We start from the raw sequence: 24,305 nt of genomic DNA, 5'->3' as shown, positions 1-24,305 counted from the left end.
ATGACCAAGACCAAGACAGAAAACCGCTCGGTCGTTTCTCCGGTTCTCACCATCGAAAACTACTCGCTGGATTACGAGACCGCGAACGGCCCGTATCACGCGCTGAAAAACATCGGTATCGCCATCAACCGTGGCGAGATCCTCGGCCTTGTCGGCGAATCCGGCTCCGGCAAGACTTCGCTTGCCTGGTCGATCATGCGTTATCTGCCGAAGAATGCCCGCGAGCCGGGCGGCAAGATCCTACTTGATGGCGAGAACCTTCTGGAGAAGTCAGAGCGCGAGATGGAAACTTTTCGCGGGCGGCGCATCAGCATGGTGTTCCAGGATCCGAGCACGTCGCTTAACCCGACTTTGTCGCTCGGCACCCAGCTTGCCGAAGTACTGGTCCGCCATCGTGGCCTGACCCGGCAGCAGGCGTGGAAGGAAGGCGAGGCACGGCTTGCTCACGTGGGCCTCAAAACCCCAGCGCGGATGATGAACCGCATGCCTCATGAGGCGTCGGGCGGCGAGAAACAGCGCGTCGTCATTGCGTCGGCTTTTGCCTGCAACCCGGAATGCATCATCTTTGACGAGCCGACCACGGCACTCGACGTGATCACCTCGCGCCAGATCCTCGACCTGTTCGTCGAACTGCAGGCCGAGACCGGGGTTGCCTCGCTCTATATCTCGCATGATCTTGCTCTGGTGGCACGCACCGCAGGCCGCGTTGCCGTCATCAATCGCGGCGATATCATCGAGCAGGGCAACGTCCGCGAGATATTCACCAACCCGCAGCAGGATTACACCCGCGCACTGATCGCGGCCGTTCCCGATCCGGCCCACCGGCTGGTCAAGGATGATGTCGTTGCAACAGACAAGCCACTGGTGAAGGTCGAAAATGTCAGCGTCCATTTCGGCCGCAAGCCGCTCCTCGCCGCCCTGACCGGCAAAAAGACCGAGCGCGTTACCGGCAACAACGCCATCAGCCTCAGCGTCAATCCGGGCGAGATCCTCGGCATCGTCGGCGAGTCGGGCTCGGGCAAGTCCACGCTCGCCAAGGCGATGACCGGCCTCAACCGCTTCGAGGGCAAGATCTGGTTCGACGGGCGCGAGATCAGGAACCTCGGCGATATGGACAATGCCTATCGCAAGGATGTGCAGATCATCTTCCAGCATCCAGATGCCTCGCTCAATCCGCGCCAGAAGATTTCGGAAATCCTGTCTCGGCCGCTGAAACTGTTCGGCCATGCCTCCGATCTCGACAAGCAGATCGGCGACATGCTGGAACAGGTTCGCCTGCCGCGCACGCATGCAAGCCGCTATCCACACCAGCTTTCGGGCGGCGAAAAGCAGCGTGTGGCGATCGCCCGAGCGTTCGCGTCCAAGCCGAAGCTGGTGATCTGCGACGAGATCACCTCGGCGCTCGACGTCTCGGTACAGGCCTCTGTCGTGGAACTGCTGCTGGAACTGCAGAAGGCGAGCGGCACCGCCTACCTGTTCATCACCCACGACCTCAACCTGATCCGCCAGATCGCCAACCGGATCGCCGTCATGTATCGCGGCGACCTGATTGAGGTGGTGAAGGCCACAGAGATCGATAGTCCTGATCGGGCGGACTATACCCGCCGCCTGATCGAGGCGGTGCCGCGCGCTGCCGCTCAATACCAATGATACCGCATCAAGGAGCATGACAATGGACCCGAAGTCCCTGTTGGACCGGATCGACGAAAAGGCCTGCCTCGATTTCCTGTCGAAAATGGTCCAGCACAAGAGCCATTCGGAAACTGAGGGCGAGAAGGATCTCGCCCGCTGGATGGCCACGGCGCTTGAAAAAATCGGCGTCGAAGCCGAACTCCAGGCCTTCGACGAAGGCCGCCGCTTCAACACGATCGGCCGCCTGAAGGGCACCGGCGGCGGAAAGAGCCTACTGTTCAACGGCCATCTCGACACCAATCCGGTTACCGAAGGTTGGACGGTCGATCCCTATGCCGGTCTTGTCGACGATAAGTTCATCTACGGCATTGGCGTCTCGAACATGAAGGCGGGCGACGCCGCCTATTTCTGCGCCGTGAAAACGCTACTCGAGGCCGGCGTCAAGCTGAAGGGCGATGTTGTCCTGACTTTCGTGGTCGGCGAATTGCAGGGCGGCATCGGAACGCTTGCGGCGATCCGCAGCGGCGTGAAGGCTGACTACTTCATCAACAGCGAGCCGAGCGACCTGGTTGCCGTAACCATGCACGCCGCGGCGCTGAGCTACGTCATCGAGCTCACCGGCGATACCCGCCACCTTTCCAAGCGCGAAGAGTCCGTTGACGCGATCGCGGCTGCCTGCGACATCATTCCGCGTATCAATGCGATGACCTTCAGCGGCGCCAGGAGCGACGTGCACAGGTCGATCAATCGCGGTCATGTCGGTGTCGTCCATGGCGCTCTTGGACGCAACCTTGAGGAATGGCGCCCGCCGCAGGTCGCGGATTTTGTCCGCCTCAAGGGCTCGTGCCGCTACGCGCCTGGCCAGACACAGGAAGGTGTGCTGGCCGATCTCGAACGCGAACTGAAGGCGCTCGAAGGCCGCTTCCCCGGCCTCAAGGCCAAGCTGGTTCCCGAGATGATAGAGGGCCGCCCGTTGATGCCGCCCTTCGAGGTCTCGCCGGAATCGCGCATCGTCAAGTCGATCAACGCCGCCTATGAAGCCGTGCGCAGCGAAAAGCAGCCGACCGGTGCCATCACGCCGACGCGCTTCTACGGAACCGATGCTGGCCATCTCTACAAGGAGCTCGGCATGGAAGGCATCGTCTGTGGCCCCGGCGGCCGTTACAACACCATGCCCGACGAACGTGTCGACATCGTCGACTATCTCGACATGATCCGCGTCTACATGCTGACCATCCTCGATATCTGCGAGGTTGCCTGACCATGTTCTCCCGGGCGGAATTTGATCGCCGTATCGCACGCGCCCGGGACGCCATGGCATCCGCCGACGTCGATCTGCTGCTCGTCGATAGCGGCGAGCTGCTGGCTTGGCTGACCGGTTACACCGTCTCCGAAACTATGTACCGTGCCGCCTTTTTGCCGCGCGAGGGTGACGCCTGGTTTACGTTGCGGGCGCTGGACGAGGCGCCATGTCGTGAAAAGAGCTGGATCACCGACGTCATCGGTTTCGCCGACACGGAAGACGCGCAGACGGCAGTCGCGGAAAGCATCCGCCAGCACGGCTTCGGCAAGGCGCGGATCGGTCTCGACACCAATTCATACTGTATAAGTGCGGCAACTTTCATGCGTCTCACCCAGCTTCTGCCAGAGGCGACTATCGTGCCGATGCCGGGCCTGAGCGATAGCTTGCGCTGGGTGAAGTCGGCTGAAGAAATCGCGGTCTTGCAGCAAGCATCGGTGATTGCCGACAAAGCCATGCTGGAGATCGCCCGGCAGGTGAAGCCTGGCATAACCACGCGCGACGCAGCAGCTATCGCCTCCGGCGTCTTCCTGCGCGACGGCGCGGATACCGGCGAGGTCGGCCCGGTGGTGAAGGCCTCCGGCAGCCATGAGTTCCTGCATGGCGTGTTCAAGACCGAGGCGATCGAAGAGGGCGATGTCCTACATGCCGAGCTGACCCCCCGCGTCGGAAATTATGGCGCGCGCATGATGCGGCCGATCATGGTTGGCGCACCGCCGGCAGAGCTTACGGCCGCGGCCGAAAAGCTGGTCGATTTGCAGGATCGTCAGATCGCCGCGATGAAGTCGGGTGCGATCGCAAGCGACGTCGACGCGATCATGCGCCAGGGCGCGCTCGGTGCGGGCTTGCGCCCGACCTACCAAAACGTCACGGCCTATACGCTTGGCCTTTACACCCGCACGCCGCGCACGAGCGATTTCTCCCGCGTCTTCCTGCCGACATCCAACTGGTTGCTGAGGGAGGGCATGGTGTTCCATCTCTATGCGACGGCGCAAGGTCTCGGCTTTAGCGAAACAGTTGCCGTTGGAAAGGACGGTGGTATCCGTCTCACGCAAAGCCCGAGAAGAATTCTGCCGGTTATGAGTTCTTGATCAGAGCAGGCCGGCGGTAGTGAGGGGCGGCGGCTTCGTTTCCCTTCAAGGCGAACAGACTACGAAAGACGTTCCCGGCGGATGATCGCGACCAGTCTTTGCAGGACCTTCACCCTTTCGACCAGCCATGCGAGGTCCTCTATAGTGATCTCATAGTTCGGCGAGTACCGGGCCTCGACGTAGGCGCGTGACAGGAGCTCGAAGCGCCGCCGTGCGATCCGCTTGTCGAGGTCCTCGGCTTTGGAGCGCAGAACCTTGATGCGGTGCGATTTCGGACTGTAGAGCGTCAGGGCCAGCAGCAGGCAGTGATACAGTGCTTCCGTAGCCTGATGAAGCAAGAAAGCGCGTTGCTTAGGGTACTCCTGTCCCAATGCGTCTTCTGCCTTCAGGAAACCTCTCGCGTTTTGGCTCCATTCATCGAAATACCGCTGCGTTTCAACGTTCGCCTCTTCCTTCGTCAGGGCCTTCGGCCGGACGAAGGGATGACCTTCCTCTTCGTAGAGGACCTTGCCGTCTCTGGCGATATCGACAAAGAACGGCCGGCCGCGCGACAGTTGGTCGTTGACGTCATGCAGGCTATGGACGATCGGAATGACCGGCGTCTCGATCCGGTGGGCATCTGTTCCTGCAGGAACCGTTCATCAAGCGAAAGCCAAAGCTCCTGTTCCTGCGCAAAGCTCTCTGAATTGACGACGATGAGAATATCGTAATCCGAGCGATAGCCACTCAGCCGGTCTTCCACTCAGTCGCCGCGGGCGTAAGAGCCGTAGAGGATGACCTTGAGGATCTTGCCATTGGCTTTCTTTGCAGACTGCTTGGTTGACCGAAACTGCTCGATCTCGAAGAAGATGATCTCCAGCACGCGGGCAAGTTCGCGCCGCTTGCTGGCCGGCAGATGATCAAGGGTGTCGGTTAGTGTCAAAGCCACATCAAAGCCTTCGGTGGGAATCGTATCCATCGTAACGGCTCGCCCGATATTTCGCATATAAACGGTTTACGAGAATAGAAACATAAAACCAACCACAGAATGTGCGTGGCCTGGATTTTTAAACGGTGCATCCTCCTCGGCACAGACACTGATGCCCACCGGTCTGCGCGATGTGCCCGAAAGCCCTAAACGGCGAGTTTGATCGACGCCGTACCAAAATGCGCAAGTGCCATGCTCTTGCCTTGCGAGTCCGAGCCGAAGGCACTGATATCGATGCTTTGCTCTTGGGCCGTCAGATTGACGATATGCAGCGTCGACCCCGACAGGAAGGCCAGAACCTTCGACGGATGCGAAGACGTGCAGCCAATCCAGGCTGACCCGGCAAGGCTGGACAGCAGCTTCACGATGGTAAAAAGTGGCCGGTGGCCGCCTTCTTCCGTTGGCTCTGCCTTACCGGCAACCAGGCCGAAGGGGCCGGTCAGCGCTGCGAGCGTCAGGCATTCGAGATCGGCATCCAACACGCGGATGGCGTAGCCGAGCGCAAAGGCTTCCGCGAAGCGACCATTGTGGCGGGGATCGCGGTTGGCCATCGGAATGCGTCCGCCGGCGGGATTATCCATCGTGCGGCTGCCATAGGGGTTCTGCCGCATGGGAATGGTCGAGGGGCCGATCCGATAGGGCTTGTCGCCATAGATGGCGCGTACCGAGCCCGTGATGAAGGGCAGCGCTTCCAGTGTCTGCATGACGCTCAGATCATCGGCGGCATGGACGATCGGGTTGGTGCAGTGGCTGATAAAACCGAGGCGATCGGCCGGCACGCGCTTGCGGTTGAGCTCGGTGAAGTAGCTCAGCATGCCGCCGCCGATGCGAATGCCGGCAAAGGCGTCGTGCGCTGCGGCATAGACCTCTTCAAGCGGCGGGCATGCGGGCCACGTGCTGCCCGGAGGCGTCGACTGCCGGTCGACGGAAGGGGAGATCATGATGGCATCGGGGCGGAAACCCGCAGCCTGCATTTGCTTGGCAATTTCGGCAGTTTCGGATGCTGGCGACTGCTTGCAGGGCAGGGCGATCTCCAGCGTCGACCGTCCGCGGTGAAGCGCGGCAATCGCGGCAAAATCCTGCAATGCATCAGCGCCATGCCCGGCGTTAGGATCGAAGTGGAAAAGCAATTCCTGCGGGGCAATCCCCGAAAGCAGATCACGGGCCGCAAGCACGGCCTTGGCTTCATCAGGCGCGACGATCAGGCCAATGGCCGGCATGGTGCCGCTGTGCTCACCCGGTTCGAGCCGGATCGCGCCAGCAGCGGAGCCGGCGGCGGTCGTTTGTCCGCTCCTGGTGTCGCGGATGGAAAGGACGATCCTCTGCCGCACCGGTTCGTTGGCGGCGATCTGGTAGGGCCAGGGAAGCGCCAGCGGGCGCACATAGGTCTTGTAGGAGGCATCCGACCAGTTGCGCTGGTCTTCCATCTCGAATGTATCGCCTTCCATACGGCACTCGGCTGAAACGCCCGGCAGCACATGATGGGTGATCGCCCGCATATCCTTGAAGGGCTGCCAGGGGTCGATCCGGTCGGGAAAGCGCGTCTCGTTTACGCGACCATCCACATGCTCGACCTTGGCCGGGCTTCCGGCAAGGCCGACGATCGGGTGCAGGATGCAGAAACCGCAGCGATTGGTCTCGAAACCGGTCGGCGAGAGCGCGCTGGCTTCGAAGATCAGTTCACGCTCCGTTGCCGCAATATGCACCGAAATGGCAAGCCTGCTATCCTCGGGTCCCTTGCAATGGGCGACATAGCGGACGGAAAAGGCACCGTTGCCCTGCTCGACCCAGAGATCTTCGATCCGGGGGCTATAGGTTCCCCAGTCGCGGTCGCGCACCAGATAGGAGACGGCGCGCAGCACCTCGATACCGTCATAGCGGATCGTGCGCAGATTGCCCTTTGCGAGATCGGCTGAGAGGCGCCCGGCGGTCAGGCGGACTGGATGCTCTTCGGCCTCATGCGTGCCGTAGAGGGCGAAGGCGTCCGTGGTCATTTCAGCATCGCCTCCACGTCGATCGTCTTTCCCGATGCGGCACTGTCATAGGCCGCTTCGACAAGGGCAAAGGTCTTGAGATTGTCGGCGCCCGACGTTGCCGGCTCGCCGCAATTTTTCAACTTGTCGACCCAGTGCTTCTGGATCGCATAGACGCTTTCCTGAATATTGTGCCAGGGCCGGGAGGCCCAGGAGAGCAGCTGCGGCGAAGCGTCGGAAACGACGGTACCTGCCGCATTGGTCACTTCGAGCCGATAGCCGGCCGAAAGGCGGATCGTGCCATCGGTGCCGTCGAGCTCGATCAGCGTTTCCGGGAAGGGGTCGGTGCCAAGCTTCGTCGCATAGCTGACGTCGACGATGGAAGTTGCGCCGCTTTCGTGGTCGAGCAGGATCGTCGCGACATCCTCGCCCGTGATCTTTGGGTTGACGCGTTTCGTGCGCGCCGTCAGCGCTTTCACGTCGCCGAGGATGAAGCGGGCAATATCCAGTGTGTGGATGCCGAGATCCTCGATGATGAAGCGTTCGCCTTCGGCGAGATAGGGCTGGCCGGAAAATACGTCATAGGCGGAGCGGAAGGAGAAGCGGCCCCAGAAGGGTATGCCGATCGCCTTGTTGTCCAAGAGCCGGCGCACGGCCTGGATGGGTGTCTGCCAGCGGAAATTCTCGTGCACCATCAGCGGAATGCCGGCCTTCCGGCAGGCTTCGACCATCGCCTTGGCATCGGCAAGCGTCTTGGCGAAGGGTTTTTGGCAGATGGCCGGGATCGTGTGGCTGGCCGCCATTTCCACCAGCGCCCGGTGGCTCTGGACCGTGGTGGCGATATCGACGAAATCGAAGCCACCATCGGCAAACATGCCCGCCGCATCCGTATAGCGCCTGTTAATGCCGAACTGGTCGCCGACGATCTTTAGCCGCTCAGGATCGCGGTCGCAGATTGCCACGATCGCGGCACCGTCAACATCCTTCCATGCATGCATCTGATTGATCGCAAAGAAGCCGCAGCCGATCAAAGCACCTTTCACGTCAGCCATTTCAACCTGCCTTTGCCATCTGCATGAGGGTCACGCGCTGCTGCAGCCGACGCTGCGCCTGGTCGACGACGACTGCGATGATGATCACCAGACCCTTGATGACCATCTGCCAGAAGGAGGAAACCCCCATCATCACCAGTCCGTCGGAGAGAATGCCGATGACGAAGGCACCGATGATCGTTCCCCCGATCGTGCCGCGCCCGCCAGACATCGAAGTGCCGCCGAGTACGGCTGCGGCAATCGCGTTGAGTTCGAAGCTTTCGCCCGTTGCCGGATGCGCGGCCATCAGCTCCGAGGAGATGACGATACCGACGATCGCGGCGCAAAGCCCGGAGAACATGTAGACGAAGATCTTGACCAGATCCACGCGGATGCCCGACATGCGGGCGGCGCGCTCATTGCCGCCGACGGCAAAGATGTGGCGCCCGATCGGCGTCGAGCGCGCGACGTAAGCGGCCACCAACGCCAGCACGATCAGGGTCCAGATCGATACCGGCAGGCCAAGAACGCGGCCCGCACCGAAGAAATCGAAACCGGTCGTCGCATATTCCGGCCGCCCGACGAGGTTCGGAAAGGTCTGGCCGTCGGATGAAAGCAGCGCCAGGCCGCGGGCGACATAGAGCGTGCCGAGCGTGGCGATGAAGGGCGCGACATTGAGCTTGGTGATCAACAGGCCGTTGATCAGGCCGATGAAGAGACCGATTGCCAGCGTGATCAGCACGATCTCGACGAGATTGAAATAGACCGTATAGCCGATCGGCAGTTCGATGCCGTAGAGGATCAACCCGCCGGCGACCATGCCGCACAGGCCGACGATCGAGCCGACCGAGAGATCGATGCCGCCGGTGATGATGACGAAGGTCATGCCCATCGCCAGGAAGGCATTCAGCGCCACATGTTTCGACATCAGGATCATGTTCGCCGTCGAGGTGAAGTTCGGCGCGAAGATCGAGAAGAAGATGATGACGGCAAAGAGCGCGATGAAGGTTCGAAGCTTCATCAGCGTCAGGAGGAAGGAGCCGTTCGCGCCCTTCGGCGCGGAAGTGGATGCGGTAGCCGCCGTCATGACGCAAGTTTCCCTTGATGTTCGTGCCCCTTGGCGGAGGCCGCGATAATGGCCTCTTCCGTTGCTTGCGCGCGGTCGAAGACGGCGATGAGATGGCCGTTGCTGAGCACCGCGATGCGATCGGAAAGCGCCATGACCTCTTCGAGGTCGGATGTTGAAAACAGGATGGCGAGGCCATTGGCGGCAAGCCGGCGCATGGTGCGGAAAACATCCGCCTTGGCGCCGACATCGATGCCGCGGCTCGGCTCGTCCATCAGCAGAACCTTCGGATTGGTCATCAGCGCCTTACCGATGACAACCTTCTGCTGGTTGCCGCCGGACATCGAGGTCACCTCGAAGTCCGGGTTCGGCGCTTTGATCGAGAGATCGCGGATCGCCTCGACGATGGCGTTCTTCTCTGCCTTGGCATTGATATGGAAGAGGCGCGTGAAGCGGCCGAGGCTTGCAAGCGTCAGGTTCGATGCGATGGAGAGCACCTGCACCAGCCCTTCGCGCTGCCGGTCCTCGGGAATGAGCGCGAGGCCCCGGCGGATGCGCCGCGTCGTATCGCGCGCTCGTACCTCCTTGCCGTCGATGAAGATCTTGCCGGTCGAGTGCGCATGGCGGCCGATGACGCATTCGAAGAATTCGCTGCGCCCGGCGCCCATCAGCCCGTAAATGCCGAGGATCTCGCCTGCCCTGACCGACAGTGAGACATTATCGACTGCAAGCCCGCCGGTCGGCCGCGGCAGGCTGATATTTTCGGCGCGGAACATTTCCTTGCCGAGCGCATGATCGTCGGATTTCGCAAAATCCTTGGCATCTGAGCCGATCATCGAACGCACGATCCAGCGGGTGTCGATATCCCTGACCATGGCATGGCCGGTAATCTGCCCGTCGCGCAGCACGGTGATGTAATCGCCGATCCGCATGAGCTCTTCGAGGCGATGCGAGATATAGACGATCGCGACCCCTTGCGCCTTCAACTCGCCGATCACCTTGAAGAGGATCTCGACTTCGGCTGCCGACAGCGCCGACGTCGGCTCGTCCATGATGAGGATGCGGGCCTTCAGCGACATTGCCTTGGCGATCTCGACAAGCTGCTGCTGGCCGATCGGAAGGTCCTCGACCATGGTCTCGGCATCGATGCCGGCATCGAGACGCCCAAGGAATTCGTTGGCCTTGCGGACCTGTTCCTTGTGGTCGATGCCGAGCACGCCGCGGGTCAGTTCGCGCGTCGCAAAGATGTTTTCGGCAACCGACATATTGGCGAAAAGATTGAGCTCCTGGAAGATCATGCCGATGCCATGCGCCTGCGCATCGGCGGGGCTGGCGAAGGAAACGGTTTCACCGTCCAGAATGATGTTCCCGAGCGTCGGCCGTTCGACGCCGGCGATGATCTTCATCAGCGTCGACTTGCCGGCACCGTTTTCGCCGACCAGCACGTTGACGGCGCCGCGGCGCAATTCGAGATTGGCACGCTTGACGGCGACGATGCCGGAATAGACCTTCGACACGTCGTCGAGGCGCAGGATGATCTCGTCCTTTGGAGCCTCGGCGATCGTCATGGTGCCACCGTCAGCGCCGAAGGGGTCACGAGCGGCAGATCGCTGCCCGAGGGCAGCGGAAAAGCGCCGGTCACGGTCACCGTCTTGCCGACCAGGCCGTCGCGCGGGATCGCCGACAGGAAGGCGCTATTGGCCTGCTCATTGAAGGACTTGCCGAACTGGGCCCATTCGATCTGGTTCTTGAACTCGTTGAAATTGACGAAATCCAGCGTGTCGCGCAGCGCCGTGCCGCGGATGGCAGGCCCGATCTGGACTTTTGCGTCGGCTTTGCCGTCCCCATCGGCATCGACATCGAGCGTTGCTGCCCGCGAGGCGGTATCGGCGGCGACGACCTTGCCGCTGAACTTGACGGCATAGGTCCAGGGCGAGCTCGCCTGTTTGTGCGGATTGCCGTATTTCTCGCCGGCCTGGTCGGGGCTCGAAGCGGCAAGTGCTGCGACATCCTTCAGCGCGCCGGCGCGCTTTGCATAATAGGGCACGACTTGCGGCTGCCAAATGGCATCGACCTTGGCATTCGGATCGAAAGCGCTCTTGGCCGCCGCTGCGGCTTTTTCTTCCGCAGTCGGTGTCTTGATGATCTTGCAGCCGGGCAAAGCCGCCGCGACGAGCGCGGCGATCAGGGCGCCCCTGATCCTCAACATGCGATAAACCTCGAAATGAAAGAGAATAGGCTGCAGGGAGCGCGGTCTCCCGCGCTCCCTGCAGCAGTCGTCCGCTTTACTTTGCGATGGCAAAGGTCTCGAGCTTGCCCGCATTGTCGGCATTGATGAGGACGCAGTCCATGAGCTGCTTTTCTTCCTTCGGTGCCGTCTTGTTCTTGATATAGGCATCAGCCTGTTCGACAGCCATCTGGGCCTGTGCATAGGCCGGCTGCAGCACGGTTGCCTTGATGCCGCCTGATTTGATGGAGTCGCGCACATCGTTGGAGCCGTCGAAACCGACGACGATCACGTCCTTGCGGCCGGCAGCCTGAAGAGCGGCGATTGCGCCCATGGCCATCGTATCATTGCCGGAGATGACGCCCTTGATATCGGGGTTCGCCTGCAGGATGGTTTCCATCTTGGCGTAGGCTTCCGTCTGGCTCCAGTTGGCCGACTGCTTGGCGACAGATTTCAGATCAGGATAGTCGTCGATGACGTCATGATAGCCCTGCGAGCGGATGCCGGCATTGGTGTCCGACTCCTTGCCGACGAGCTCGACATAATTGCCCTTCTCACCCATCAGCTTGACGAATTCCTGCGCGCCGAGCTGGGCGCCCTGATAGTTGTTGGAAACGATTTGGGCGACGGCAACGCCGGTCGCATTGATTTCGCGGTCGATGAGGAAGGAGGGGATGCCGGCATCCTTAGCCTTCTTGACGGCGGCAACCGATGCATCGGCACCGGCATTGTCGAGGATGATCGCCTTGGCGCCGCGGCCGATGGCGGTATCGATCATTTCCGACTGCTTGTTGGCGTCGTCGTCATGCGTCATGACGAGCGCCTCATAGCCGAGTTCCTTGGCCTTGGCTTCGGCGCCGACCGCTTCCGCCTTGAAGAAGGGGTTGTCGTGGGCCGGCGTGATGATGGCGATCAGGTCCGCCGAAAAGGCCGGCATCGCAACACCAAGCGACAGGGCGCCGGCGAAGGCTGCAAGGGTCAGTCTACGTGTAAGTTTCATGGCTTCTCCTCCCAGGTTTGACGCATGGCCGAACCAACCCCGGTTCGGTTCAATCCATGCGAGATCGAAAACCGGCCCGTCTTCAAAGTCCCCCCGGGCCGGCAAAGGCGGCAAGGCTCGAGCCCCGCCGCGGCAGTATCAGGTGATGCGCCGGATGCTGTCGGCGATCTCCTGAGGTTCGAAGACCTTCTTCCAGTCGTCACGCATGAGGGCCGGAATGCCGAACTCGATCGCCTTGTTGCAGGCATCCGAGAACACACCGTCGACTTCCTTGAAGATGACGGCGCCGAGCACGTTCATATGCCCGAGCAGGAAGTCGCGGGCGGCTTCCGCTGGAACACCGCGGGCGACGCATTCGTCCATCGCCTGGCGCATGATCACGAGCAGCGAGGCGCAGACGGTTTCCGAAAGGCCGGGCTCCAGCATCGCCATCTGGTCGACCGTGACGCGGTGCGAGCGCATGACCGGCGCCCAGATAACCTTTGCGATCTCTTCGCCGAGGCCGTACGCGCTTTCCGGACCCTGCATCAGGGCGGAGACGATGTGCTGCTTGGCAAAGAGGCCACCAAAATGGTCCTTCTTCGCCTGCATCTCCGTCTCGTCGTTGAAGATCGGCGGATGGCAGGGGTGGGTCACGAAATAGGTTAGGTCCGCGCGCTCAGGCAGATGGCCGGCAAAGGGGGCGGCGGCGTCGAGGGCGACGACCATCGTGCCGGGCTTCAGCTTGTCGACGATACCAGCTGCAACCTTGCCGATCGCGGTATCCGGTACGGCGAGGATCACGACATCAGCGCCATCGAGCGCGGCATCGGCCGGCGTACAATCGATGCCGAGATCGTTCTTCAGGCGCGCCTTGCCGGCGTCGCTGACCTCGACATGACGAACATCAAAACGGGAACCTATGAGATTTTTGGCCAGCCGGTATCCCATTTTTCCGCCGGCGCCAAAGAGGGCAATTGCAGTCATGTTTCCTCACCTTCATATGCGGGATTGGTATCGTAACTGGTATGATGAGTCAATCACCATTCCATTATCGTTCGCGGACGAAGTCACCCGATTGCATCATGCCTTCCTTCCGTCCCGGATCTGCGCGAAATAGCCGTCGGCGCCGACTTGCCCGCCCTTCAGCGCAATCTGCAGCCCGTCCGTCGACGCGTAGCCGCCATGGGCGGTGCAGAGCGGCGAACCGGGGGTCTGCGGCAGCGGCAAGAGGGTCGTCAGTGCATCGACGCGCAATTCCTTCAGCGCATGGCTCGACGTGTCGCCGCCGGCAATAACGGCGCGCGAAAGCCCTTCGGTTTGGACAAGGCGGCGCAGGATGGTTCCGAGCGCGCGACCCAGCCGATGACGGGCGCCGGGTAGCTGGTCGATATCGGCGCCGCGATCGGCCGAGGGTCCAAGGGCGGTGTGCAGGATGACGCTGCGGCCGGCTTTCAGCGCGGCAAGGCCTGCTGCGACCGCGACGTCCAGTGCCGCCTCGGCATTGGTGCCGACGAGTGCCAGAGGATCGAGTGGAATATCATGAAAGCCGTCGGCAATTGCCGTGCGAATCTGCCGTTCCGTCGTCGGCGAGACGCTGCCGGAGACGACGGCGAGCCGATCCACCTTACCCGGCGACTGAAACTCGACGCCCTGGCCGATCAGGCCCTTTTCGCGCCACGCATCGATGAGCGCATATTCGACGCCGGAGGAGCCGGCGACGAAACTGCCCTTGGCAGCCGCGATGCGCTGCAGCTGCCGGCCGGCGGTGGTCTGGCTCTCGGCGGAATCGACATCGAGAAGCAGGATGCCTGACGCCTCGGCGATCAGCTGGTCGGTCCTCGCGTCCGCATCAGGTGATGCAAGCAGTGTCAGATCGGCGAGCGAAACGGCAAGGTCGGTCTGTTTGCCGAGATGAACGGCAAGATCCGCCTCCTGCATGGGCGTGACGGGATGACGGCTCATGACCGGGTGGCGGTCGATTCGGAAAACGCGCCCCTGATAGGCGGCAAAGAGATTGCCGAAGGCCGTATAGCGCTTGAGTTGCGGCGCACCGACGATGATGGGCACCAGCTCCTGCTCGAAGATCTCTTTGCCGATCTCGATCGCCTTGCCGATATTGCCGACTTCGGGCGCGGAATCGAATGTCGAACAGACCTTGTAGTGGCAGATATTCGCCTGCAAGCCTTTCAGCCACTGGAAGGCCGGGGCAAGATGTTCCTGCATCCAGGCCGGGCTCTCGCTGCGGCTCGTTCCGGCAATGCCGACAGCCCGGCAATCTCGGAAGCGGTCAAGCAGTGCCTGCTCGGGAATGCCGAGGAAGAGCACGGTTGGAATGCCGTTGCTGGCGAGCGCTTCCATCACATCGGTGGAGCCGGTGAAATCGTCGCCGTAATAACTGACGAGCAGGTCGCGCATCCTCACGCCGCCTTACCGTCGCTGAACTTGGCAATCGATGCAGCAAGCTCGGGATGATCTTTGGCGTAGTCGTCGAGCGGAATGTCGGCGACTGCCGCCTGCCAGGCCTGCTGTACGGCGCGTACGCCGGCTGCCGGTCCCTGCGGATGGCTGACGATGCCGCCGCCGCAGAGATAGAGAAGATCGGTGGTGCGGCCGGTGCGCTGATAGGTTTCGGGTGCCTGGCCGCCCCACTGGCCGGAGCCGGCAACGGGAAGCGGGCAGTCGGAGGGGGTAAAGAGCGGCGTGCTGATCGCCTTGAAGGAGGCAACGAAGCTCTCGTCCGGCTCCCAGTATTTCACACGGATGCCGTTGATCTGGAACTGGTCGACGCCGAGCATCCGCCAGAGCTGTTGATAGACCTTGAAGTCGAGGCCGATGCCGGGGTGGCGCGTCAGCACGTCCCAGCCGTTGCGATGCGCATGCAGCACAAGGCCGGAGCGTTTGCGCAGGAAGCTCATGCCGCCAAAGCCGATCGAATTGATGTTGACGACGGCGCAGTTGCCGCCAGCCGCAAGCACGAGATCGTGGTTGCGCATCATCTCGTCGGGATCGGCGTGCGAGATGCCGAACGCATACATGACCTTTTTGCCGGTCTTCTGCTCGTGATCGAGAATGCGGGGCATGATCGCCGCCACGCGCTCTTTCAGCGGCGAATAGGCGGGGCTCATCAGCTTCTCGTCGTCCTTGATGAAGTCGACGCCGGATTCGATCAGTTCGCCGACAAGCTCCGCCGTCTCGTGCGGGCGCAGACCGAGTGCCGGCTTGACGATCGTGCCGATGATCGGCCGGCCCTCGACGCCGGTCAGGCGCCGGCTGCCGGGAATGCCGAATTGCGGGCCGGGATGGGCTTGTCTGAAGGCCTCCGGAAGCTTCATGTCGACGACGCGCAGGCCGGTCATGCCCTTGATGGAAAAGGTCCCGCCGATCGCGATCGTCATCAGGGCCGAAAGATCCGTGCCGATCGCATCGAGCGGGAATGCGATATCGACATCGGCGCGCTGCAGCCGTACGCCTTCGGGCGCCTCCGGCCAGGAGGGATGGCCCGCATCTTCCAGCGAACGGATGGCAAGCACCCGGGCGGCGACCCGCGACTTCAATTCCTCTGTCTCGCCCGGAACCGGAACGAAGGTGCCGGTCGATTGATCAGAGGCGATCTTGTTCGCCATCGCTTCGACGCTGCCGGGCGTCTCGATGCGGTAAGTGAGGGTTATCATCATGAAATTGCCGGTTGCTCCTCTCGCCACGTCAAGAAGCCATGGTGTCAACTTGTAATCTGGTATAATGAGTATTCCATTTTCTGCAACGGAAATTTTCAACAGGTGTGAATTTCGCTTGGCGCGCTTTGTCGTCGGTCGGTGAAAATGCTAAGGGGAGAGAAGATTTGAGCCAGCGAGACGCCATGACCTCAGCCATCGAGCCAATTGTCCGTCGAAAACTGTCTGATGAAGTTTTTGACCGGCTGGAACGGCTGATCACATCAGGAGAGTTGCAACCGGGCGACGAAATGCCCTCCGAGCGCGTTCTGATGGAACGCTTCGGCGTCGGCCGCCCCGCCATCCGCGAGGCGATGCAATCTCTCGCCAACAAGGGCCTCGTCAGCATCTCGCACGGCGAGCGGGCGAGGGTCTTGAAACTGACTGCCCAGTCGATCTTTCGCCAGGTCGACCTGACGGCGAAGATCATGCTGTCGCAATCGGCGGATTCGCTGGAGCACCTGAAGAGTGCCCGTATCTTCTTCGAGCGCGGCATGGCGCGGGAGGCCGCCCAGCGCGCCAAGCAGGCCGATATCGAAGCGCTCCGCGAGATCATCGACCATCAGCGCGCCTCGCTCGGCCACGCCGAAGAATTCATTTCCGCCGACATGCGGTTCCATACCCGCATCGCCCAGATCTCCGGCAATCCGATCTATGTGGCCGTCAGCGAAGCCATGCTGGCATGGCTGAAGGAATATCATACGGAAATGCTGATCTGGACCGGCAAGGAAAAATATACGCTCGCCGAACATGAAGAGATCCTGGAGCAGCTTGCCGCCAACGACGTCGATGGCGCCGAAGCGGCGGTGCTCAAGCATCTGGAGCGTTCGCGTTCGCTTTATATGAAGTAGAGCCAGCCGCTTGCGGCGAACGGCGCGGCAACGCCATTCACGCGCAAACAGAATGTCAGTGGTGACAGCAATCCTGAGCCACTTCAGGCGCTGGCGGAACGTAAGCGGCAAATTCCTGCTCAAGTGCCTTTATGACGCCGGTGCGCCAGCCATCGGCAACGCGTTCGGAATAGGGGTCGGGGAAGATATCCTCCTCGCCTCTTTCGAAACCGTCGAGTATTCCCGCTGCCACCAGGGCAGGCGGCGACTTCGGTACCTCGAAGCCGCGTGTCATGTCGGTGTCAACCGGCCCCGTGAAACAGCTGTGCACCGCGACACCTCGGCCTGACAAGAGCGCTCGGAAGGCCTGCATGAGATTATGTGCCGCCGCTTTCGAGATCGAATAGGCCGGCGTGGACGCGACCGGCACGAGTGCCGATAGGGAGAGATTGTTGATGATAGCGCCTTTCGACCGCGTCAGTGCCGGCAGCAAAGCCTGGGTCACCCTCAGCGGCCCGAAGAAATTGACCGCCAGATGGCGATTGATGATGTCTGTATCGCCGAGATCGTCGGGCATGAAGATGCCGGCATTGTTGATGAGGATATCGAGGTTCCCGACAGTAGCGGCCGCCTTCTGGACATCCCACTCATCGGTAATATCGAGCTTTACGAAGGTGACGCGTTCATCGTCATGCTGTTGCTCGCCGCGCGATCCCGCATAAACGTGCTTTGCACCGCGCCGCAGCGCTTCGTCCATGAGAGCCCGGCCGATGCCGCGATTGGCGCCGGTGATCAGGACCGTTTTGTTTTCGATGTTCAAGACATGCTCCTATAATTGACCATGTCATCAGGAGGGGTTCCCTGATGATCGCCAAGGAGCCTAGGCCCGGCGGCCAATGACCGGGAGTAACAAGTCTGGCGGGATTTCTGGAGTGCCGATGACGGCAACAGTCACCGGTTTTGCGTTGTGTAATGCGCCTCTGTTCTCAGTTTTTCTGCTGCTTGGGCAGCTCGCCCAATTGCTGCGCCACCGACGGGTCGATCACTACAAGGAACATCGAGGCGCCCGCAGGCGCAAAAGCATTGGCAAGACTGATGCCGAAAAGGCTTTTCGTCCGCTGCCATCAACGATCCAGTAGCGAAAGCCCGGTGTGATTGACGACGTCATCTCGCCGACGAACTGGCTTGTCTGGAATGTCGCGAGCAACGTCTCTTCCTGAAAGCTGCCGCCACCCATTCCGAGAACCATGCAACCCTTTGCGGGCTTTTCCAAGACGGTGCCTTCGCTCACCTCCAGCAGAAAATCGTCGGGTGATTTCTTCGCCGGTGTTCCGATCTCCCAGAAGGTCTTGCTGGTCGGCATCATCATCGGAACGTTCGCCGGGCTGAGCCTATCGGTGGTGGTCGAGTTCGTGGAGGGGTGATAGGGCGCCATATCGATATTCTTGAAATCCGGAAACTGCGCGAGACAGGTCTTCGTGAAGACCTCGGCGACCCTGCCCTCGGCCATTGCCGGCGATGCCAGGAGAGTGAGACCAAGACATGCCGCAAGATGAGCCTTCACCGGAGCCTCCATCGTCTCTATCCGGATATTGCTCGAACTATCCCCGGAGGCTGGGGCAAAGTCCAGTTGCTGCTCAGGCTAGAGGCGGGGGGATGTTCGATGCCGGTCAATGTCGCACATTCGCAATACGGTTCTGCGAGGATGCGAAACTGCGGGGACGCGAAGTGGCCCCCAAGCCATCTCTTCACCTTGCCGACGCGAACACGCCGCATATATTCGCCTCGGCTGCGCCTTGGGGTTCATTGATGAGATATGCTCGGATTGTCGTCGTTGGGTTCGTTCTCTGCCTGCCGGTGAGCGCAGGCGCCCAGGCAGATTTTGCCGGGCCGCTGAGCCCCGGTGCCTTCGAGGCCACCTTGAATATGGGGCCGATTGCCGACACGCTGCGCCGGCAAATGCAGCCCCCTTCGCCGCAAGGGAAGGCAGGAAAGCAAGCGTCTGCAGCCACCAAGCCCGTCAGCGTCGCAGACTTTCGCTATACACCGTCGAAGTCGCGCCGTTCCGCCAATCTCGAGAATTTCGTATCGAAGACCAAAGCCGTCGATCCAAAAGGTGCTGACACGCTCGCCAAACTCATTGCCTCGCAGGATATCATCGAGGCAATGCGCCCACCGCTTGCCCGCTACGGCCTGAGGATCGACAATGTTGCCGATGCCTATGCCGTCTGGCTGATCAACAGCTGGCAGGCGACGCGGGGCACGACCGACGATCCGAGCCCGGCATCCGCGGCTGCCGTGCGCCGGCAGGTCATGAATGCCATGGCATCGGCCGCCATCGTCACCACCGCAGACGATGCGTCGAAACAGGAGATGGCTGAGGCCCTGCTGCTGCAGGCGCTGCTGGTCGAAAGCGCCGTCGAGCAGTCTCAGAGCGAACCCGACCAGCTCCAGGCCGTCGGCCGGGCAGCAGCCCAGGGCGCTCGTGGCATGGGCATTGATCTCGCCGGTATGACGCTCACTGATCGGGGCATGGTTTCGGCTCAGTAGCCAGGCGCTACTCGGCATCTCCAGCGCGCGCGATCTGCGCCCTTAAGGCGTCATTCTCGGCCTCCAGCTCTGCGAGACGCTGACGAAGCGGCTGGACGGCGACGCCGATCTCCGCCTCGGTATAGCGCGGTGTGATATGCTGCGGGCAGTTCCAGTCGAAAGCTTCGAGGCGCAGGCGGAAGAGGCGTTCCGGCTTTGCCCGATAGGACGGCGTGGCGACAAGCTCCGTCAGTGCAGGCTCCGCATCGAGCGCCAGCTTTTCGGCATGCGCATAGATCTTTAGCCGCGCGCGGCGGGGATAATCCATGAGAAAGAGGCAGACCCGCTCATTGGCCGCGAGATTGCCGACGCTTATATACTGCCGGTTGCCGCGGTAATCTGCAAAGGCAAGCGTGCGATCATCGACCACCTTGAGAAAGCCCTGCGGACCACCCCGATGCTGGACATAGGGCCAGCCCGTTTCGGAAACGGAGGCCATGTAGAAACTGTCGCGCGACGCAATGAAGGCGCTCTCGTTTTCCGTGAAGCGGTCGAAGCTGCGGTCGGTCGGCAGGTTGGTCCAGAAATCCTGAACACCCATTTCGGCCTGGGCGGCGCGCACGCTGGGCGTCGAGGCTATGTCGAGAAATCCATAGGACATGATCCATCTCCTCAAGGTTGGGAGGGAGCGGAGCTTTAAGCCCGCTCGTCATCCGTCAGGCGGCATTGGCAGCGGACGCGACCGGGAAGTCGATATCGGTCTTGGCGACTTCGTTCAGATAATTGGTGAAAGTGTTTTCGGCGACCAGAGCGACGATCTCGACGATCTGCGCATCAGAAAAGCCGGCAGCGCGGACGGCAGTGATATCGGCGTCGGCGACATGGCCGCGCGCTTCGGCAATCTTTGCCGCAAAGCCGACGGCAGCATTCGCCTTGGCATCGGCAGAGGCACCTTTCCTGTTGAGGGCGATTTCTTCCGGGCTGATCTTTGCAAGGTTGAGGCCGAGATAGGTATGGGCCGACAGGCAGTAGTCGCAGCCGTTCACTTCAGCGACGGCCAGAGCGATCCGTTCACGCGTCTTGACATCGAGTGTCCTGGAAAGGGCGTTCTGGAAGCTGGTGAAGGCGGTCAGCGCGGCCGGGCTGTTGGCGACGAGGCGGAAGATATTCGGAACCGAGCCCAGCGTCTTCTGGATGGCGTCGAGCGTTGGTTTTGTTGCTTCTGGCGCATCGTCCTTGGCGGGGATGATAATACGGGACATGGAGATCTCCTTCGCTGCCGCCAAACCGTGATTGGCTTGTTGAAGCAAATGTGTCGATTTCCATTCACCAAGAGAATATACTTAAAATGAAAGTAATTTTACCGGAAAATGGAAGAGTGGTTTGGATCGGTTCGAAGCCATGTCGATGTTGCTGGAGGTGGTGGACAGGGGAAACCTGTCGGCGGCAAGCCGTTCGCTGAAAATTCCCCTGCCGACTCTGAGCCGCAAGATCACCGATCTGGAGACGCTGCTCGGAACCAAGCTCTTGACCCGCACCACTCGCAGGATCGCCTTGACCGATGCAGGCACTACCTATGTCGATGCCGCCAGACGAATCCTCGAGCAGGTGGAGGAGGCAGAACGTCAGGCATCCGGCGAATTTGCCATGCCGAAGGGCGAGCTGGTGATCACAGCTCCGGTGCAGTTCGGCCGCCTTCACGTGCTGCCTGTCGTGACGGATTTTCTGGCGGCCTTTCCGGAGATCAACGTGCGGCTGATGCTGGCGGACCGCAATATCGATCTCGTCGACGAGCATGTCGATATGGCCGTGCGCATCGGTAATTTGCCCGACAGCGCCATGGTCGCCACCCGCGTCGGTTCGGTTCGCAGGGTCGTCTGCGGCAGTCCGGCCTTCTTTGCCGGCCGCGGTGTGCCGAAGGAGCCAGCTGATCTTCTGGGCCTGCCCTGCATCAGCGTCGAGATCCTGACGCCAACCGCCGGCTGGCAGTTCCGGAAGGTCGGAGCAGCAAAGGCCATCGACGTGTCGATCAGCCCGCGACTTTCCGTCACCACGACCGAGGCGGCGGCCGAGGCCGCCATCCGCGGCGCCGGCATCACCAGGCTGCTTTATTACCAGGTCGCAGGGGCGGTCGCGGCTGGCGCACTGAAACTCGTGCTTGAAGACTTCGAACCGGAGCCGGCTCCCATCCACCTGGTCCATCTCGCCCGTGGCCAGATGCCGCTCAAAATGCGCCACTTTCTGGATTTCGCCGCACCCCGGCTGAGGGCGAGCGTCGCTGCCCTGCAATCTTCCTCCAGGTAAGGCAATTCCTGCCCATCTCCATCCTGACGCCAGCTGTCTTCGGACATCCGTCGGGAGCAATTTCCGTTTGTTTCAGAATATTGTTTGAATCCTAACTATTTTAATGCTACTAGAATGGGATGCAATCATTTACGTCCCTTCAGCGCGTTTTCACTGCGAACCTTTTGTCGACCGGCCGCAACTGGCGCCGGGCGGTGGATCTTGCGCTGACCTCCCACGGCATCTCGGAAGCTTGCGCAGCACCATTGCTCTGGATCGGCCGTTTGGGCGGTGGTGTGCGCCAGGTCGTGCTGGCCAATCACGTCGGCATCGAAGGCCCGTCGCTGGTCAGGTTGCTCGATCAGCTGGAAGCACTCGATCTCGTGATGCGCAAGGATGATCCGATTGACAGGCGGGCAAAGGGTCTCTGGCTGACGGAGGAGGGCCAGAGCCTCGCAACCCGTATGGAGGCCGTTCTCGATGACCTGCGCGGTAGGATCCTCGTAAACGTCAGCGAAGCCGATCTCGAAGCGGCGGTCCGTGTTTTGCAGGCTTTCGAGGAGATCAGCCTGTCGCAGGTTGCGGCGGTCGCACAGCAGTTTGAGGAAACATTGTGACTCTTCCCTCCTGGCGGGACTGGCTCTTCTCGGCCAAGGCCTTCCTCGCGTCCATGCTTGCCCTTTTCATTGCCTTGTCCCTGGATCTGCCGCGGCCTTACTGGGCGATGGCGGCCGTCTATGTCGTCGCCAATCCTCTCGCGGGTGCGACCAGCTCGAAGGGCCTCTATCGCGCGCTCGGCACACTTCTCGGCGCAAGTGCTGCCGTTTTCTTCGTGCCGCTCTTTGTCAATGCGCCGGAACTCTTGAGCATCGTCATCGCGCTCTGGACCGGCACGCTGCTGTTCATCTCGATGCTGGACCGCTCCTCGCGCAGCTACGTCTTCATGCTTGCCGGCTATTCCTTGCCGCTGATCGCGCTACCGTCCGTTGGTTCGCCTGACACCATTTTCGACACAGCCCTTGCCCGCTCGGAAGAGATCATTATCGGCATCGTCTGCGCCAGCCTCGTCAGTGCCGTCGTCTTCCCGACCAGTGTGCGTAGCGTGCTCGGCCAGCGCATTTCCACCTGGCTCGACGATGCCGGTAGCTGGGCAAATGATATTTTGCGCGGCGAGGGTGCGACGCCGGTAACGCCCTTGAAACGGCAGAAGCTTGCCGCCGACGTCACCGGTCTCGACCTCATCATCAGCCAGCTTGGTTACGATGCGGGCAGCCGCGATATCGTGCGCCATTCGCGCGAGCTGCGTGGTCGTCTCCTGATGCTGCTGCCGCTCTTCTCCTCGCTCGCAGATCGTCTTCATGCGCTGAGGACCGAGCGCGAGGTGCTGCCAAAAGATTTGATCTGCCTGCTGAACGAGGTCGCCGACTGGCTGAGCCTCGGCGCAAAATCTCAAGCTGACGACACGGCTGAAAAGCTGGCGCAGCGGATCGAAAGTCTCCGCGAGGCCGACCCGGATCGGCGCTGGGGCGACCTGCTGCTTTCAAGTGCTCTGGCGCGGCTGAAGGAGATCGTCGATCTCTGGCAGGATTGCCTGACGCTGCGCAATGAAATCATCAGCGGCAAACATTCCGGCCCCTGGCGGCCGGCCTTTCGCCATCGCCAGATCGTCGGCCGTATCAGGCATTTCGATTATGCGCTGCTGGCCTTTCAGGCGAGCGCCGTCGTTGTCGGCATTCTCATCGCCTGCCTGTTCTGGATCTATAGCGGCTGGCAGAATGGTGCCGGCTTCGTCACCATGGCAGCCGTTGCCTGCTCCTTCTTCGCAGCGCTTGATCGGCCTGCTCCTTTCATCACCTCGATGTTCATCTGGTGCGGCATCAGTCTCATCATCTCCTTCGTCTATATTTTCGGCATCCTGCCGATGGTCAACAGCTACGAGCTCCTGGTTCTGGTCTTTGCGCCGCCCTTCCTGCTGCTCGGACTGATGATCCCGAAGCCGCAGTTCAACATGCTGGCCATGCTGCTCACCGTAAACAGCGCCTCCTTCATCGCATTGCAGGACCGCTACACGTCTGATTTTACCACCTTCGCCAATGAGGCGATCGCAGCCCTTGCCGGCATCGGCTTTGCCCTGGTCTGGACGCTGATTGCCCGCCCCTTCGGCGCCGAGCTTGCCGCCTGGCGCCTGGTGCGGGCGGGCTGGACCGATCTTGCCGAGACCGCGGCCGGTGAGCGCCGCGCCGATCACGAGCGGCTTTCCGGCCGCATTCTCGATCGCCTCGGCCAGCTCGTTCCGCGTCTTGCCGTCGTCGAGGACCGTGAGCTGAAGAAGGTGGATGGCTTTGCCGAAGTGCGCATCAGCTTCAACGTGCTGATGCTGCAGAACGAGCGCAAGAGGCTGCGTGGCGCGAGCGCCGCATCGCTCGGCGTTGTGCTGTCAGGTATTGCCGATTTCTACCATGGCCGCATCGAGGCTGGCCGGGCGCTCGATCCGCAGGACGGCCTGTGCCAGTCGATCGACGACAGCCTCAAGATCATCGCGCTCGAAGATGACAGGCGCGGCGCCGACAGTATCGACGCCCTCGTCGGTCTTCGCCGCGCACTTTTCCCTGACGCAGCCCCGCCAGCAAGCTGGCAGGCGGACGAGGCTGCGCCGCAACTCCTCCCGCTTGCCGCTGAGTAAT

At 61.3% G+C, this 24,305-nt stretch carries 21 protein-coding genes and 1 pseudogene; 8 read left to right on the top strand and 14 right to left on the bottom strand.

All coding sequences use genetic code 11. The features are described from left to right. From AB8B33_RS33945 to AB8B33_RS33935, 3 genes are read left to right on the top strand one after another with little or no spacing between them, the layout of a single operon-like run. Window positions 1–1,650 (top strand): dipeptide ABC transporter ATP-binding protein, encoded by a 1,650-nt coding sequence (locus AB8B33_RS33945; RefSeq protein WP_439018743.1) that lies wholly within the window; start codon window positions 1–3, stop codon window positions 1,648–1,650. A 22-nt stretch (window positions 1,651–1,672) separates the two neighbouring features. Further along, a complete protein-coding gene (locus tag AB8B33_RS33940; RefSeq protein WP_310380399.1) occupies window positions 1,673–2,893 on the top strand; it encodes a M20 family metallopeptidase in 1,221 nt (406 codons plus the stop codon). A gap of 2 nt (window positions 2,894–2,895) precedes the next feature. Then, window positions 2,896–4,023 (top strand): M24 family metallopeptidase, encoded by a 1,128-nt coding sequence (locus tag AB8B33_RS33935; protein ID WP_439018742.1) that lies wholly within the window; start codon window positions 2,896–2,898, stop codon window positions 4,021–4,023. 59 nt (window positions 4,024–4,082) lie between these two features. On the opposite strand, the pseudogene AB8B33_RS33930 reads toward AB8B33_RS33935, so the two are convergent. The 10 genes and pseudogenes from AB8B33_RS33930 to oiaX form a co-directional block, all read right to left on the bottom strand. Then, a pseudogene (locus tag AB8B33_RS33930) lies at window positions 4,083–4,981 on the bottom strand (HEPN domain-containing protein). Window positions 4,982–5,136: 155 nt separating this feature from the next. Continuing rightward, window positions 5,137–6,984: a D-apionate lactonase gene (apnL, locus tag AB8B33_RS33925; RefSeq protein WP_439018741.1), complete on the bottom strand. Its 1,848-nt coding sequence runs from the start codon at window positions 6,982–6,984 to the stop codon at window positions 5,137–5,139. Next, window positions 6,981–8,015 (bottom strand): Gfo/Idh/MocA family protein, encoded by a 1,035-nt coding sequence (locus tag AB8B33_RS33920; protein ID WP_439018740.1) that lies wholly within the window; start codon window positions 8,013–8,015, stop codon window positions 6,981–6,983. Before AB8B33_RS33920 ends, apnL begins: the two co-directional genes overlap by 4 nt. 1 nt (window position 8,016) lies before the next feature. Beyond that, window positions 8,017–9,081: an ABC transporter permease gene (locus AB8B33_RS33915; protein ID WP_439018739.1), complete on the bottom strand. Its 1,065-nt coding sequence runs from the start codon at window positions 9,079–9,081 to the stop codon at window positions 8,017–8,019. Next, the gene (locus AB8B33_RS33910; protein ID WP_439018738.1) at window positions 9,078–10,628 is read right to left on the bottom strand and encodes a sugar ABC transporter ATP-binding protein; all 1,551 of its coding nucleotides are present in this window, start codon (window positions 10,626–10,628) and stop codon (window positions 9,078–9,080) included. Before AB8B33_RS33910 ends, AB8B33_RS33915 begins: the two co-directional genes overlap by 4 nt. Beyond that, window positions 10,625–11,269 (bottom strand): DUF2291 family protein, encoded by a 645-nt coding sequence (locus tag AB8B33_RS33905; RefSeq protein ID WP_439018737.1) that lies wholly within the window; start codon window positions 11,267–11,269, stop codon window positions 10,625–10,627. Before AB8B33_RS33905 ends, AB8B33_RS33910 begins: the two co-directional genes overlap by 4 nt. Before the next feature lie 76 nt (window positions 11,270–11,345). Further along, on the bottom strand, window positions 11,346–12,287 hold the full coding sequence (locus AB8B33_RS33900) for a D-ribose ABC transporter substrate-binding protein (RefSeq protein WP_007820525.1): 942 nt from the start codon (window positions 12,285–12,287) through the stop codon (window positions 11,346–11,348). A 138-nt stretch (window positions 12,288–12,425) separates the two neighbouring features. Beyond that, entirely contained in the window at window positions 12,426–13,253 is an 828-nt protein-coding gene (locus tag AB8B33_RS33895; RefSeq protein WP_439018736.1) for a phosphogluconate dehydrogenase C-terminal domain-containing protein, read from the bottom strand. A 96-nt stretch (window positions 13,254–13,349) separates the two neighbouring features. Then, window positions 13,350–14,684 carry a four-carbon acid sugar kinase family protein gene (locus AB8B33_RS33890; RefSeq protein ID WP_439018735.1) on the bottom strand — a complete coding sequence of 445 codons (1,335 nt, stop codon included), beginning with the start codon at window positions 14,682–14,684 and terminating at the stop codon, window positions 13,350–13,352. 2 nt (window positions 14,685–14,686) lie between these two features. Next, window positions 14,687–15,943, bottom strand: coding sequence for a 3-oxo-isoapionate-4-phosphate decarboxylase OiaX (oiaX, locus tag AB8B33_RS33885; protein WP_113320208.1), 1,257 nt, complete (start codon window positions 15,941–15,943; stop codon window positions 14,687–14,689). 182 nt (window positions 15,944–16,125) lie between these two features. Between oiaX and AB8B33_RS33880 the strand changes: the two genes are divergently transcribed. Further along, window positions 16,126–16,830, top strand: a complete 705-nt coding sequence (locus AB8B33_RS33880) for a transcriptional regulator NanR (RefSeq protein WP_439018918.1) — start codon at window positions 16,126–16,128, stop codon at window positions 16,828–16,830. A gap of 55 nt (window positions 16,831–16,885) precedes the next feature. On the opposite strand, the gene AB8B33_RS33875 is transcribed toward AB8B33_RS33880, so the two are convergent. Beyond that, complete coding sequence (locus AB8B33_RS33875; protein WP_439018733.1) at window positions 16,886–17,629, bottom strand: SDR family NAD(P)-dependent oxidoreductase; 744 nt, start codon at window positions 17,627–17,629, stop codon at window positions 16,886–16,888. A gap of 225 nt (window positions 17,630–17,854) precedes the next feature. Continuing rightward, entirely contained in the window at window positions 17,855–18,373 is a 519-nt protein-coding gene (locus tag AB8B33_RS33870; protein WP_439018732.1) for a hypothetical protein, read from the bottom strand. Between the two features lie 245 nt (window positions 18,374–18,618). Between AB8B33_RS33870 and AB8B33_RS33865 the strand changes: the two genes are divergently transcribed. Continuing rightward, window positions 18,619–19,359 carry a DUF6683 family protein gene (locus tag AB8B33_RS33865; RefSeq protein WP_439018731.1) on the top strand — a complete coding sequence of 247 codons (741 nt, stop codon included), beginning with the start codon at window positions 18,619–18,621 and terminating at the stop codon, window positions 19,357–19,359. A 7-nt stretch (window positions 19,360–19,366) separates the two neighbouring features. Here AB8B33_RS33865 and AB8B33_RS33860 read toward each other — a convergent pair whose 3' ends face one another. After that, window positions 19,367–19,999 (bottom strand): pyridoxamine 5'-phosphate oxidase family protein, encoded by a 633-nt coding sequence (locus AB8B33_RS33860; RefSeq protein WP_439018730.1) that lies wholly within the window; start codon window positions 19,997–19,999, stop codon window positions 19,367–19,369. Between the two features lie 55 nt (window positions 20,000–20,054). After that, a complete protein-coding gene (locus AB8B33_RS33855; protein WP_439018729.1) occupies window positions 20,055–20,600 on the bottom strand; it encodes a carboxymuconolactone decarboxylase family protein in 546 nt (181 codons plus the stop codon). A gap of 121 nt (window positions 20,601–20,721) precedes the next feature. Between AB8B33_RS33855 and AB8B33_RS33850 the strand changes: the two genes are divergently transcribed. From AB8B33_RS33850 to AB8B33_RS33840, 3 genes are all read left to right on the top strand, one after another. Further along, window positions 20,722–21,642 carry a LysR substrate-binding domain-containing protein gene (locus AB8B33_RS33850; protein WP_439018728.1) on the top strand — a complete coding sequence of 307 codons (921 nt, stop codon included), beginning with the start codon at window positions 20,722–20,724 and terminating at the stop codon, window positions 21,640–21,642. A gap of 119 nt (window positions 21,643–21,761) precedes the next feature. Beyond that, window positions 21,762–22,238, top strand: coding sequence for a MarR family winged helix-turn-helix transcriptional regulator (locus AB8B33_RS33845; protein ID WP_439018727.1), 477 nt, complete (start codon window positions 21,762–21,764; stop codon window positions 22,236–22,238). After that, a complete protein-coding gene (locus tag AB8B33_RS33840; RefSeq protein WP_439018726.1) occupies window positions 22,235–24,304 on the top strand; it encodes an FUSC family protein in 2,070 nt (689 codons plus the stop codon). The genes AB8B33_RS33845 and AB8B33_RS33840 overlap by 4 nt, the downstream gene beginning before the upstream one ends. Window position 24,305: the final 1 nt, after the last annotated feature.

Origin of the sequence: Rhizobium sp. 768_B6_N1_8, assembly GCF_051811225.1 — a bacterium.
Lineage (GTDB): Bacteria > Pseudomonadota > Alphaproteobacteria > Rhizobiales > Rhizobiaceae > Rhizobium.
The sequence above is the reverse complement of the archived record's forward strand: the minus strand, read 5'-3'. Positions and strand labels throughout refer to the sequence as shown.